Origin of the sequence: Ruminococcus sp. RTP21204st1_B2_RTP21204_210225 (genome assembly GCF_040914135.1) — a bacterium.
In the GTDB taxonomy this organism is placed as follows: Bacteria; Bacillota; Clostridia; order Oscillospirales; family Ruminococcaceae; genus Hominimerdicola; species Hominimerdicola aceti.
This window is the reverse complement of record NZ_JBCPGA010000013.1, coordinates 1-13,146: the sequence shown is the minus strand read 5'-3', so window position 1 is coordinate 13,146 and position 13,146 is coordinate 1. Positions and strand designations below refer to the sequence as shown.

Below are 13,146 nucleotides of genomic sequence, written 5' to 3'. Positions count from 1 at the left end.
CATATAAAAATATTATTTTAGGATCAAGGGAGGACAGGTCATGAGTACAAATACAACGGAAAGGGAAAATCCGCTGCTACAGATTGACACAAGCTTCCGCACATATTTGAACGCTTATACAAGAAGCTATCAGAACCATATAGTTGACGGCGTGCTTGACTATGCTTTTGAGTCCGATTTTGCCGTAAGGCAGAAGATAATGGGACTTGGGGGCTGGGGAAAGCTCGTCAAGGCGGCAGGCTCGCAGGACGTTTCTGCCGAAGCAAAGCACCTGTTTCTTAAGTGCGAGCAGGTTGGCCCGCTTAAATATCCTGATATCTATGACATTGTGAAGAAGTGTGCCGAGCGGCTAGAGCTTGTTGTGCCTATCGTCTTTGTCAGAGGGGATATGGATAAAGCACAGGTCTACTCTGTGGCAAGTGATATCATCGAGCCTTGTATCGTGCTTTCAAAGCAGGTAGTGGAAATGTGCAGCAAGGAGGAGCTTATGTTCCTTATAGGCTGCGAGTGTGGAAGAATACAGAACAATCATTGTGCCTATAATATGGCATTTACATATCTCAATTACAATAAGTATACTTACAGACCAGTTGAAAGGTCATATAAGCAGACCGTGAACAATCAGCTTTATACAGCGCTTGTTCAGTGGGTGAAGTATGCTGATATAACTGCAAACAGAGCAGGCATTATCTGCCTCGATAAGCCGGGAATGTTCATAAGCGTCATAACAGGGCTTTATAACAAGGGCTATATCGACTTTTATGGCAGACAGCAGAAGAATATGGATACCGACGGACTTATCAAAAAGGCTGAGAGCGTCCATGCAGTTTCTTCAAGAAATCTGAAAACAGATAATACTATGAGCGAGCTTGAAAAGCTTGTTGTCGCAGCTACTGAGTTTCTGTATTGCTCAGTTCTTTATGAATGGCGTGGCGATGCAGAGGATTCTGACAGACACCTTGTTTCAGGTCAGATATGTGATGTGCGCAGCAGTATTATAATCGGAAACGGAGGCGTGATAGGTGGATAGTGCTAATATCAATACAGCGGAGCAGAATATTGCACAGGTAAAGACCGCTCTTAAAGCCTTTGTTGAAAATGAAAAGATAGCGAAAATGCTCGGCAAGGATTTTGTCAGCGAAATGAACGATTGGGAAGCTCTTATCGAGAAAAAAAGCGAAGAGCCTTTCACGCTGGTCATACTTGGCGAGTTCAAAAGGGGAAAAAGCACCATTATAAACGCCCTGCTGGGCAAGGAGCTTGCACCTATAAACGTTACACCTGAAACTTATACTATAAACGAGATATCTTTCGGTCATACGCAGTATGTGGAAGCTATCCTTGAAAACGGCATGAGAGTGCCGCTGTCGCTGGAGGATATTACAAGAGAAAAGCTTGAGCAGAGAATGAAGCTTTTCCCTGCAAAAATAAGCTATGTTCAGATAAAGGACAACGCCCCTATACTCAAAGAGATAAGGATAGTGGATACCCCAGGCCTTTCTGACTTGGAGAGCCTTGACAAGCAGGTAATGGATTATATTGTCAATGCCGACGCTATCATGTATGCAGCGTCATGCCTGCTGCCTTTTTCTGAAAGCGAGCAGTTGTTCCTTGCAAGCCATGTCCAGCCTCAGCGATTTGGTATGCTCTATATCCTCGTGAATATGATAGACGCAATGAGCTCTCAGAAGGACGCTGATAAAATACTAAAGCGTGTGAGAAACATATCCGAAAGGATAGTGCCTAACGCTATCGTATACGGCATAAGCGGTGCAGACGAGCTTAGCCGAAAGCTTGGCAGAGAAAGACCGCTGGACAAGGGTACAAGAGAGTTTTACGAAACTCAGTTTTTCCAGTTCGAGCTGTCTTTGCAGCGTGATATAATCATGCAGAAGGACGTTATACGTTCAAAGCGTGTTCTTACAATGCTCTCGCAGATGTGCGACGAAACAGCCGCAAAGCTTAGACTTATAAGCGATATGGCAGAGCTTGACAAGCAGAAGCTTGCCGACAGAGCAAAAGAGTTTGAGGAGCAGTGTGAAAAGCTTTCAAAGGCTCTGGAGGAGAAAAAGCCTGCTTTGCACCTTTCTATTATCGAAATGCAGCAGGAAGCCGAAGCTTGGATGTATGAGTTCTTCTCAAAGTTGAGAGCAAGCATTTTGGATTGCCGTGGAAAAGACGCAGACGGAAACGACCTTTACAGCTCTGAGGATATAGAAAAGCATTTCTATTCGTTCCTTATGGAAAAGGTGGGCGAAGCATATCGAAATTGTATCGAGAGCCATAGAGATAGGATAGCCGAGATAGTGGAAGGCACAGGCAGAGAACTTGCCTCCGCTCTTGGCATAGACGATCTTTCAAAGGCGGCAAAGGCTCCGTCAGTGGAAATGATAATGACTTCCCTGAACAAGAACGTAACACGTTCTGTTATGGGCGTTCAGCTTTTTGGCACCAGCGAAACCTTTCCTCCTGCCACAATGTCAGTTTTCAGCCTTATCCTTAAAAAGAAAAAGCAGACCGATATAATTGATATCGCTCTTGAAAACTATGATGATATAAGAAATAATATCGTCAAGGATATAAAGACAGTTTATCAGGACCTTGAAACAAAGGCAGCCGCAAGGCTCGACAGCCTTTATCAGTATCAGGTGGAAATGGGCAGAGAAGCCCTCAATCAGGCTCAGCAGCTCATGATGGTTTATGATAATGACGAGATAAGGCAGACCCTTGTGGAAGCAAAGCAAATGCTTGCCGAGCCACAGAGGATACTGGCAGAGAGCAAATTATAACAAAAAATAAAAACGTCCCATTAAGTTGGGGCGTTTTTTTGATAATGGCGTAAATATGCTTCTTGACAAAAAAACAGGCTGTTTTTGCAGCCTGTTTGGAATGTCTAAAAAAGTATTAAATCAACGGGCGACCTCAGGTCGCCGCTACATTTTGTATGCGGTAAATTATTTGTCTTTGTATTGCTCAACATTGTTTTCTATCTTGTCAACAGAGTTTCTTTCTGTTATGTCAACACGATAGTTGTACTGAGCGTTCTTTGTGACAGTGTTTTCAGTGAAGTATTCAAGTTCACCGTCTTTATCGAAAAAATAGGTTGTGGAAAAGCCCTTTGTGCCTATCTCCTCAGCGTCCTTTCCTAGCTTTGAAACGTCATAAACATACGTCACAGTAACAGAGCCGTCATCACCGATAATGTCAGAAACAGACTCAACAGCTTTCGGTGCAAACATCAGCATACCCTCGTCAGCTTGTGGGTGCTTTGCCTTTCTTGTGTACTTTGAAAAGCCCTTGTCGCCCTTTACCAAATGTGAGTATTCTCCGTTATCATAAGTGTAGCTCTCGATTCCGTTGTTATACTGAGCGTATTCCTTTCCACCGTTCTTGGCGTAGTAAGAATAGGTCAGCACATCCTTTTCGTCATACTTGAAAGTGAACTCCTGCTCGATATCACCAGTGTCCTCGTTGGTTATAACGACTTTTGCGGAGTCAAGCGCCGCATAGTCCTCCCTTGCCTGATATACCAATGTGTCATGCTTTAGCTCAGGCGTACCGCAGGAAGTGCATAAAAGGCAGACAGCCACTGTCAAAGCTACTGCTGCTGTTTTTAGAAATCTCATTTTAAAATTTACTCTCCTTAAAGCCCCTTGCAGGTCTTTGAGAACACTATAAGCGCCGCAGCAATAGTGAATATCTGCGAGATAGTTGCATGGACCATAAGACCTATATTGAATTTTATCACATACAGGTCTATAGCAAAGCTTTCAATGCCTACATTTTTTCCCCATGCAAGCCAGCCCACATAATCCTTGCCCTCACAGACGTAAGCTATGAACGCACCAAGTATTATTCCTGCCAGCATGAAAAATATAAACGCAAAAGTCTTTTTGAAATTTTTCATGACTGAATATCCTCTGTTTTATGTATCGGTATCTATTTTCTTCTTGACGGAGATTTTCTCTTGTTGTCAATGACTTTTTTCAGATCAGAAAATCTCTCCTCGCTTGACGCCTTGAACTTGCTGAGCATATCCTCAAAATCAGCGTTTCCTGAATTGCTGTCAGCATTGTATACCGGAGGCGGATTTTTAGCAAAATCCTGTGGCGCTCTGTCTCTGTTGTGATCCCTGTTATAGTCGTTTCTAGGTCTGCCCTGAGAATTGCCTCCCTGACGGTTGAAATTTCTCTGACCACCGTTAGGTCTGCCCTCTCTGCCACCTTGGTGACCGTTCTCTCTTGGCTTTCTCTGTGGCGCAGGCTGAGCCTTCTTGATGGAAAGCGAAATCTTTCCGTCGTCGCCTAAATTAAGCACCTTTACCTTGACGGTCTGACCCTCGGTAAGATGATCCTTTATCTCGTTTACGAATGTGTTCGCAACCTCCGAGATGTGGACCATTCCTGTCGTATCCTTGTCAAGCTCCACAAATGCTCCGAATTTTGTGATACCTGTTACTTTTCCTTCATAAATTTTTCCTACTTCAAGCTGCATTTGATTTTTGTGTCCTCTCTGCAATAAAAATTCTGCTATATGAACGGTCAAAAGACCGTGTTTGCCTTAGTCGCTGTTGTTTACAATATAAAATCTGCGCTCATTAGGATAAGCATAGCCCAGCTTTTCAATAGCTATCTTCTCCATATACTCCGCCTCATCGTCAGAACTGAGCAGCCTTGTGTATTCATCATTGAGCTGCTTGGCGGCGGTTATCTTTTTATTTATAGCGTCTGACTCTTTTCTGAGCTGTGCTATCTGCGCCTGCTGTGAGATGATAGTCACCCCTGAATAAACAACAAGAGCGGCAACAGCAAAAATAGTCAGAAGCTTAACAAATCTTGATCTTTTCGGCTTTGGATTTTTTTTAGCAGCGTCCTTTTCAGCGTCAGCCGTTTTGGACGTTTTATTTTTAAAACCTAGCATTGCGTACTCCTTTTTTTGATTACAAAACCGACCTTTCCATAAGCAATACCCCAATAACTGTCATGAGGCATTACCTATACTCTTTTCTATTATACACTAATCAAAAGAGAGTTTTCAAGTGCTTTTAGAAGTTTTTTTTCGCAGAGAGGAAATTTTGCACTTTTTCACAAAACGCTCCCTGAAACCGCCTGCTCTTTTGGTAATAAATTTAACCACAGGCGAAAACGTTTTAGCAAATAGTTTTCTGATGACCGAAAAAAGGCTTCTCAGCACGGATACAACAGCGTTTCCCACAGTAAGATGTTCTATCACAGAGCCTATGAGCATACCGACTAAAACAAACCCTCTTATAGCCCCCGTCAGCCCGGTGCAAAATGTGAAAAGTGCAAAGCCGTAAAGAAATGTGTAAATGATATCCTCAAAAAAGGTGAGTATCTTCCCATGTGGCAAAGCCGCCCTGAATACCCTGAAAATATCATATAAAAGCCCCAGCCCGCAGCCCAGAACCACAGACAGCAGAAAAAGCTCCCTTTCAAGCTCTATGCTTAACTGCATCTTTTCCATTTATCTTTCCCCTTTCTCCAACCTCTTGCACCATGCAATGACATTGCATATACTTTTGGCTTAAAAACCGCCCGAATATACACCCCCCACTTGTAGGGGCGAACAGCGTTCGCCCGCCTGTTCGCAGTTTTTTCGGTTAATAGCTATCCAACAAAAATGCGGATATACCGACCACAATTAGCGGTCAGCCAACGGGTGACCTAAGGTCGCCCTTACATATGTTATCTGAATATCTTCCCTATCGCCGAGAGCTTTTTCTTTCTGTCCTTTTCTCCATAAACCAAAGCCCAGATATCTCCCTCCACGGAAACATCTCCCGACTCAACGCTTATTTCGTTTATGTGCAGGTCTTTGCCTTTTATCGTCAGCTCTCCAAGCTGTGTGAAAAGCCTTATCTCATCCTCGTCAAAGCTGTCAACGTCCGTCACGCCCGAAAGCTGTAAACGCTGTCTGTTTTCAAGAATGGCATTGTGCCTGCCCTGAGTATCATTCATAAAAGCACCCCCTGATATTTTTCTTATCTATGTATATTCGCTTCGTGTAAAAATATTTCTGTGAAAACGTTTTATATCCTTGACAAAAACGCCTTGAAAAGCTAAAATAAACATATGCAAAAAAAACATAGTATCGAAAGGATATGAAAAAATGGCAGCGAATAAAAAGCTTATAACAGCAGACAACAGCTTTCTTACTTATATGGGCAGAATAGACTTTTCCGACAAAACACGCCCTGAGTTTTATTACGCAGGCTCAAATGTAAAAATGACTTTCACAGGCACAAGCGTATCCGCCGTGATAAAAAACCATAAGTATTTCAACATTCAGGAGCTTGGCTTTGTTATGGACGGCAAAGAGGGCAAGGTGACTTTCGATAAAAATGACGAGGATATCACCCTTGATATCGCTTGTGACCTTGAAAAAGGCACTCATACCGTCACCCTTTTTAAAAGGCAGGACGCTTCCCATTACTTTGAGTTCGTGGGCTTTGAAATAGACAGCGACGGAGAAGTTCTTGAAAATCCTCCTCTCCCTGCAAGAAAAATAGAGTGCTATGGCGACTCTGTTTCTGCAGGCGCAGTGTGCGAGGCGGTTGACTTTGTTGCAAGCTGTGACCCTGAGGATCATCAGGGAGTTTACGATAACGCATGGCATAGCTATGCAATGATAACAGCAAGAAACCTTGGCGCACAGATCCATAATATCGCACAGGGCGGTATCGCAATTTTCGACAACACCGGCTATTATCATGCCCCGAATTATATCGGCATGGAGTCTGTATACAATAAGCTTTGCTATTTCCCGGAGGGCGCAAAGGGCGTAACGCCTTGGGATTTTGAGAATTATACCCCTGACGTTGTGCTTTTTGCAGTGGGTCAGAACGACCCGCATAACGAAGGCCATGAAGATTTCGATATCGCCGACCCTGACTACAGAGCAAAGTGGAAAAATGCCTACAAGAGCATTATCCTTGACCTTAGAAGCAAGTATCCAAACGCAACATTTGTGCTTCTGCTGACAGTTCTCTGCCACGGTGAGGAGTGGGATAAAGCCGTTGACGAGATAGCAAACGAGCTTAATGACGAGAAGATAACACATTTCATGTTCACAAGAACAGGCAAGGCGACCCCAGGTCACCCAAGACTTCCTGAGCAGTATGAAATGGCGGAGGAGCTTACAGCTTATCTCTCAAACATGGGCGATAAAATTTGGAGCTAAAAGATAAAAGATAGAAATAATAGGGCGAACAGCATTCCCCCTACACAGACTTTAAAAGCATCTGTAGGGGCGAACACTGTTCGCCCGTTTTTTTACGCAAACTTATCGTTTCTATGCATCATTATTGCACTTATTATCCTGCTATAGTCAGCTTAAATCCTGCTGTTCTGCCGCCTGCCTGTCAAGCTCCATGCGGTAAGCAGAAAGTATCTCTCCCTCTATCTCATTGCGAAGCTCGCTGTCGATGGGGTGAACGATATCACGGAAAACCCCGTTGTCATCACGGCGGCTGGGCATAGCCACAAAAAGTCGCTCCTCCCCTTGCACTATCTTGATATCATGTACCGCAAAACTGCCGTCAAAGGTCAGGCTCACAACGGCTCTGAGCTTGCCCTCGTTTATAAATCTTCTGAATTTTACCTCTGTTATAGTCATTTTCATGCGTCCTTTCTTGTGATGTAATGCCTGTAGTAATATTTTTGCCTCTTTTTTTGAAAAATAATCAAAAAAGGGGTTTATTTTTTTTTAGAAATGTTATATAATAAAATAAACATACATTCTGAATTATCTATTATTCTAAGGAGTATTACAAAGATGATAACAAATGAGATCTTGAAAAATATAAAGCACGTTCATTTTATCGGTATAGGCGGCTCTGGTATGTACCCTCTGGTGCAGATATTCCATTCAAAGGGATATTTCATCACAGGCTCAGACAATAACGAAACTGAAACTCTTGAAGCCGTAAGAAAGCTTGGCATCGAAGTCTTTCTCGGTCAGATAGCCGAGAATATCAAGGGTGCAGACCTTATAATCTATACCGCCGCAATAATGGCAGATAACCCTGAGCTTATCGCCGCAAAGGCAAGCGGTGCGATCTGCTGTGAAAGAGCCGAGATATTGGGACTTGTCACAAGCTGGTATACAAACGCTCTTTGCGTTTCAGGCACTCACGGAAAGACCACAACTTCTTCCATGCTCACACAGATATTCGTTCAGGAGGGTACTGACCTTTCCTGCGTTATAGGCGGAAAGCTCCCAAGCATAGGCGGCTCAGGCAAGGCAGGCTCATCACAAACTATGGTCTGTGAATCCTGTGAGTTCGAGGATCATTTCCTCAGACTTTTCCCTGACGTTTCAATTATCCTGAACGTTGACGCAGACCACCTTGAGTATTTCAAGAATATCGAAAATATCATAAAGTCTTTCCATAAGTTCGCAACCATGGCTTCAAAAGCCGTTATCTATAATGGCGATGACGCAAATACTCTGAAAGCCGTTGAGGGTGTCGACAAGGAAATGATATCTTTCGGCTGGGATAAGAAAAACGATTATTCTGCCGTTATAAAGTCGAAAAAAGGCTTGCAGACACGCTTTGAGCTTTATCATAAGGGCGAGTTTGTCAGAGAGCTTACTATCCACGTTCCTGGCGACCATAACGTCATGAACGCCCTTGCAGCTATCGCTGCCGCAAGATATTCAGGCGTTTCATGGGAGGGTATCGAAAAGGGACTTGATACTTTCTTTGGCGCAATAAGACGTTTCGAGAAGATAGCCGAGGTCAAGGGCGTTACTATCGTTGACGATTACGCTCACCACCCAAAGGAGATCGAGTGTACACTGAAAGCCGCAAAGGGTCTTGATTTCAACAGAGTGTGGGCAGTTTTCCAGCCTTTCACCTATTCAAGAACAAAGATACTCATGAACGATTTTGTGAAAGCACTTTCTATTGCAGATATTGCCGTTGTAACGGATATCATGGGAAGCCGTGAGAAAAATACCGACGGTGTTTATGCTGAACAGCTTGCAGAGAAGATACCAAATGCAGTTTGGTTCAAGACCGACCACGAGCTTGTTGACAAGCAGACTGCACAGCAGAAGGAATATAACTTCTCACAGTGTATCGACTATATAAAGAAAAACTGCAAGGAGGGCGACCTTGTTATAACTCTTGGCTGCGGAGATGTCTATAAGCTTGCAAAAAGGCTTGCAAAAGAGCTTTAGGTTTAGAAGATAAAGATTTATTGATATAACAGAAAGGACGGAGCTATGAGAAAAGTAACCGAGAACGAGAAAATGGTATTCGAGTTCATAAAGGATCGCATAGAAGAGGGCTATCCGCCCACAGTTAGGGAGATTTGTGCAGAGTTTGGCTTTAAGTCTACCTCAACAGCCCATAGATATATAAATAATCTCACCGCAAAAGGTCTTCTTGAAAAGGGAAATAATCAGAACAGAGCCATAAGGCTCACAGGCGGCAACGGCATGAAGATCCCCCTTGTGGGAACTGTCACCGCAGGTATCCCTATCACTGCCATTGAGGAGATAACAGACTATATAAGCTTCCAGCCTGCAAGGCATTACAGCAATCCGCTTTTTGCCCTAAAGGTAAGGGGAGAGTCCATGATAAATGCCGCTATCCTTGACGGAGATATGGTAGTTATAGAGCAGACCCCATATGCAGAAAACGGCGATATAGTCTGCGCACTTGTTGACAACGAGTCAGCTACCATAAAGACTTTCTATAAAGAGGACGGCCATTACAGACTACAGCCTGAAAATGACACCATGGATCCTATCATAGTAGACGAAGTAAGCATACTTGGCAAGGTTGTGGGCGTTGTAAGATATCTGTAAATATAGATAAAGAAGATTTGTAGGGGCGAACAGCGTTCGCCCGTGTCATTAAACAAAACGGGCGGATAGTCCAACATAGATATATAAAAAACTTCGACAAACAAAACAGTTCTAAGTGTGTAAAGGATTGGTAATAATGAGCAGACATTGTACATTCTGCGGTTCTAAGCTGGAGGACGGAGCTAAGATATGCACCAACTGCGGAAAAATGGTACCTATCGCCTCATCGACCCAAAGACGTGGCGAGCAGGAGTTTATAGACCGTTCAAGGATACAGGGCATACCGAAGCGTGTTTACGAACACCCGAAAAGAGCCGAAGCAGAGGAAAGAATGCGCCGAGAGCAGGAAGCCCGCAGGGTAGAGCGTGTAAGAGAGACAGACCGAAACAGAGAAATGAGTGCGGCAGACTATAGGCGCACCCCAACTGAACATTCAAGCAGCGGCAAAGAGAATTATGGTAAGGGCAAAAAGATACTAAAGACTCTGTTTAAGATCACAGTGGTAATACTGGTGATATATTTTGTGATCGCCTTTGTGAGAATATTCAGCGTAAGACATTCCACCTACGATTTCGATACCGAAATGAAATTGGCAAGCGAAAATTACGGCGAAGCCGTTGACGCATATTTCAAAGACGGCAAGTGGAAATATAACATCTTTAAAAATCAGGTGTCCTATGAGGGAACTTCCGAAAGTGGCGACGATTATGTTATGATATTCGGCAAGAATGACGGTCAGACTGTCGTAAGGCAAATGACAAAGAACAGCAAGAAGGTCGCTTCTGACAGCATAATGAACGATGTCATGGGAATGTTCATGTTCGAGAAAAAGGTCACAGGATAAAAAAATAAGCGCATAATTATGTAGTTATTTGTAGTGGCGAACAGTGTTCGCCCGCATTTTGACACGCATTATAAAACGAAACGGACGAAGTAAAAAAGCTTCGTCCGTTTATTGTTTTGTAGGGAATCGTCCCACTTTTTTGCTGTTTGTGTTTTTTAACAGCCTAATTTACACTATTGTCACGCTTTTCATCAAACATTCTGTAATACTGCACAGTTTCATATTCGTTCAGCGTGTCCTTGTATTTGTCAGCCACATCATTTATAGAATACCATTCTCCGTCAGCCGTCTTGTAGCCGTAAGAGCTTATTATCGGAATGTCACAGCGTATCTTGTCAAGCTCCTGCTGATATCTCGACTTTGGGAGTCCAGCCGCTTCCATGACCTCGTTTGAAAGATAGTTAAGGCTTATATCGTCTATCTTCTCCGCTTCAACGCCCTTGTTGCTCCAAATAAGGAAAGGAGTCTGTCGAAGTCTTGAGTAATCCTCCGTTGAAAGTAAAGCAACGTCCTTGCCATAGAGATATTCCGTGAAGTCTATGATATGCGGATAATGGTCGCCGAACATTACGATTATGACTTCTTCGTCCTTGTTCCTGAAGTAATCTATAAGCTCTCCAAGCGCCTTGTCAGACTGATAGATAAGATTTAGATATTCCTGTGCCGCAGGGTTGTTGTAGTCCTCAAAGGTTATCTCAGACGGAACAGAACTGAGGTCATCATACGGCGCATGGTTCTGCATGGTCGCTGTCCATACAAAATAAGGCGAGCCTGCGTGTCTTTCATATTGCTCTTCAATATATCTGAAAATGGTTTCATCTGTGATATTTCCGTTGAAATATTGGATATCGCTCATTCTGTCCTGACAATTGTATATCCTGTCTTTGAATTGAAGCTGTTCATAGGCGTTGCCTATATCCCATAGTCCCTCAGAGCAAGGCGAGATAGCCTGCGTTGTGTAGCCAAGCTCGTTTAGCCAGCTTACAAGACCGTTTTGTTTGTCGTTGAGATATTGGGTGAATACCGCACTTCCCGACGGCAAAAAGCCAAGAGTGTTGCCGGTGAGAAATTCATACTCAGAGTTGCAGGAATAACCGCCATATGCCGAAACGGAAACATATCCGCTTATGCTTTCCTCCTGCAATTTGTGATAGTTGGGCAGATAGTCTTTGTTAGTCTTGAACTGAGCGATATGCTCAAAGTCTGCAAAGGATTCGTTCATGATAGCAATGATAGTAGGCTTTTTGTCAGCCTTTTGTACCTCATACTGAGTTATGATATCCTCAGCCTTTTGAGTGGAGTAGCCATCAGGCTTCGTCACACGGTTAAACATTCCGTCAAAGCAGAACATAAGGTCATAGCCTACGCACCTGTATGTGTCTGCATTTTCCGCACCTGAAAAGTTCAGCCTGATGTATCTGTTCTTTATACCAAGGTCATAGGCAAACCTGCCGCCGTATACGAATACGAAACACCCTGCAATAACAGCCACACCCGATATTATCCTGCTGCGTATTTTTATCTTCCTTACTTTTGTCGTCACCGTTACAGCGATAATAAGAATAAGATCACAAAGCACAAACATCACGTTGCCGTCTAAAAACAGTGAGTACATTCCGTTTATCTCACTGGCTGACTTTATGTTGGCAAGGTCGGCAAACTGAACAGGATTCCCCCTGAACTCGGTGACATAATACTGTGCCAAAGCATATATGGCAAATATTACGTTCACTCCGCAAAACCAGGCGTGTGGCTTCGGGAATATCACCGCACCTATAAGATATAAAAGCCAGCAGAGCAATATTCCAAGGAGAATGTAAAGCACATTGCTCTTTGGAAAATATGACCCCATTACAAAGTCCGGAAGAAAATAAGAATTTAGTCCAAGCATAAAAGCCGCAGTGAAAGGGTCGATGCAGCCTTTTGTTTCGCTCTTTTTCAGCTTCTTTTGCATTGAGAAAAATTTCGCAATAATAAATATCAGTGCCAGCTCAACGGCGCAAGCCCCTATAAGCGCATAATTTCGTTCTTTCGGCAGGAAGTTGTCTTTGTCCATGTATATGCCCAACAAAGCACAGATGACTCCTACCGCTATAACTGCCGCTATGGCACTTATAAATCGTAATGTTTGCATTCCGTCAGGCGACGCAAACCATGCTCCTATTTTTTTCAGCAAGCCTTTTTTCTCCTTTGCCTGCTGTGTTTTAATGTTTTGTTGTTTTTCCATTACAATATACTCTTTTCTGTTGATTTACACGCATTTTACAATACCTATTCATTATAGCATAGCTATTAGCAAATTACAACAGCTATAATCAACAAATATTTTCCTGCATGATGTCAGGTGTTCACAATTAATTTACCCCATGCTTCAAAGAGTGTGTAAATTTGTAGGTTTGTCAATCATATTGGACACTATTATTAAGAAATTCGATAGGCGAAAACCATTTGAGGGGACGCATAGG

The 13,146-nt window shown here is 43.2% G+C and carries 14 protein-coding genes; 6 read left to right on the top strand and 8 right to left on the bottom strand.

Annotated elements, in window-relative coordinates:
• Nucleotides 1-40 precede the first annotated feature (40 nt).
• Both AB5123_RS06655 and AB5123_RS06650 read left to right on the top strand, forming a co-directional pair.
• Nucleotides 41-1,030: a M48 family metalloprotease gene (locus tag AB5123_RS06655; protein ID WP_022287149.1), complete on the top strand. Its 990-nt coding sequence runs from the start codon at nt 41-43 to the stop codon at nt 1,028-1,030.
• Nucleotides 1,023-2,789: a dynamin family protein gene (locus tag AB5123_RS06650; RefSeq protein ID WP_022287148.1), complete on the top strand. Its 1,767-nt coding sequence runs from the start codon at nt 1,023-1,025 to the stop codon at nt 2,787-2,789. Before AB5123_RS06655 ends, AB5123_RS06650 begins: the two co-directional genes overlap by 8 nt.
• A 165-nt stretch (nt 2,790-2,954) precedes the next feature.
• On the opposite strand, the gene AB5123_RS06645 is transcribed toward AB5123_RS06650, so the two are convergent.
• The 6 genes from AB5123_RS06645 to yabP form a co-directional block, all read right to left on the bottom strand.
• A complete protein-coding gene (locus tag AB5123_RS06645; protein ID WP_022287147.1) occupies nt 2,955-3,626 on the bottom strand; it encodes a hypothetical protein in 672 nt (223 codons plus the stop codon).
• A gap of 17 nt (nt 3,627-3,643) precedes the next feature.
• On the bottom strand, nt 3,644-3,907 hold the full coding sequence (locus AB5123_RS06640) for a DUF4321 domain-containing protein (RefSeq protein ID WP_022287146.1): 264 nt from the start codon (nt 3,905-3,907) through the stop codon (nt 3,644-3,646).
• 32 nt (nt 3,908-3,939) lie between these two features.
• Nucleotides 3,940-4,494, bottom strand: coding sequence for a S1 RNA-binding domain-containing protein (locus AB5123_RS06635; protein WP_022287145.1), 555 nt, complete (start codon nt 4,492-4,494; stop codon nt 3,940-3,942).
• 66 nt (nt 4,495-4,560) lie between these two features.
• The gene (locus tag AB5123_RS06630; RefSeq protein ID WP_368364627.1) at nt 4,561-4,920 is read right to left on the bottom strand and encodes a septum formation initiator family protein; all 360 of its coding nucleotides are present in this window, start codon (nt 4,918-4,920) and stop codon (nt 4,561-4,563) included.
• A 114-nt stretch (nt 4,921-5,034) separates the two neighbouring features.
• On the bottom strand, nt 5,035-5,484 hold the full coding sequence (gene yabQ / locus AB5123_RS06625) for a spore cortex biosynthesis protein YabQ (RefSeq protein ID WP_278945957.1): 450 nt from the start codon (nt 5,482-5,484) through the stop codon (nt 5,035-5,037).
• Between the two features lie 221 nt (nt 5,485-5,705).
• Nucleotides 5,706-5,978 (bottom strand): sporulation protein YabP, encoded by a 273-nt coding sequence (gene yabP / locus AB5123_RS06620; protein ID WP_022287142.1) that lies wholly within the window; start codon nt 5,976-5,978, stop codon nt 5,706-5,708.
• A 151-nt stretch (nt 5,979-6,129) separates the two neighbouring features.
• On the opposite strand from yabP, the gene AB5123_RS06615 reads away from it, so the two are divergent.
• Nucleotides 6,130-7,200: an electron transporter RnfD gene (locus AB5123_RS06615; RefSeq protein WP_337811906.1), complete on the top strand. Its 1,071-nt coding sequence runs from the start codon at nt 6,130-6,132 to the stop codon at nt 7,198-7,200.
• 147 nt (nt 7,201-7,347) lie between these two features.
• Here AB5123_RS06615 and spoVG read toward each other — a convergent pair whose 3' ends face one another.
• Nucleotides 7,348-7,635, bottom strand: coding sequence for a septation regulator SpoVG (gene spoVG / locus AB5123_RS06610; protein WP_117857066.1), 288 nt, complete (start codon nt 7,633-7,635; stop codon nt 7,348-7,350).
• Nucleotides 7,636-7,794: 159 nt separating this feature from the next.
• Between spoVG and murC the strand changes: the two genes are divergently transcribed.
• The 3 genes from murC (at nt 7,795) to AB5123_RS06595 (ending at nt 10,681) form a co-directional block, all read left to right on the top strand.
• On the top strand, nt 7,795-9,204 hold the full coding sequence (gene murC / locus AB5123_RS06605) for a UDP-N-acetylmuramate--L-alanine ligase (protein WP_337811907.1): 1,410 nt from the start codon (nt 7,795-7,797) through the stop codon (nt 9,202-9,204).
• 45 nt (nt 9,205-9,249) lie between these two features.
• Nucleotides 9,250-9,837: a transcriptional repressor LexA gene (lexA, locus tag AB5123_RS06600; protein ID WP_022287046.1), complete on the top strand. Its 588-nt coding sequence runs from the start codon at nt 9,250-9,252 to the stop codon at nt 9,835-9,837.
• 136 nt (nt 9,838-9,973) lie between these two features.
• Nucleotides 9,974-10,681, top strand: a complete 708-nt coding sequence (locus tag AB5123_RS06595; protein WP_278644315.1) for a zinc ribbon domain-containing protein — start codon at nt 9,974-9,976, stop codon at nt 10,679-10,681.
• 163 nt (nt 10,682-10,844) lie between these two features.
• Here AB5123_RS06595 and AB5123_RS06590 read toward each other — a convergent pair whose 3' ends face one another.
• The gene (locus AB5123_RS06590; protein WP_368364626.1) at nt 10,845-12,908 is read right to left on the bottom strand and encodes an LTA synthase family protein; all 2,064 of its coding nucleotides are present in this window, start codon (nt 12,906-12,908) and stop codon (nt 10,845-10,847) included.
• Between the last annotated feature and the right edge of the window lie 238 nt (nt 12,909-13,146).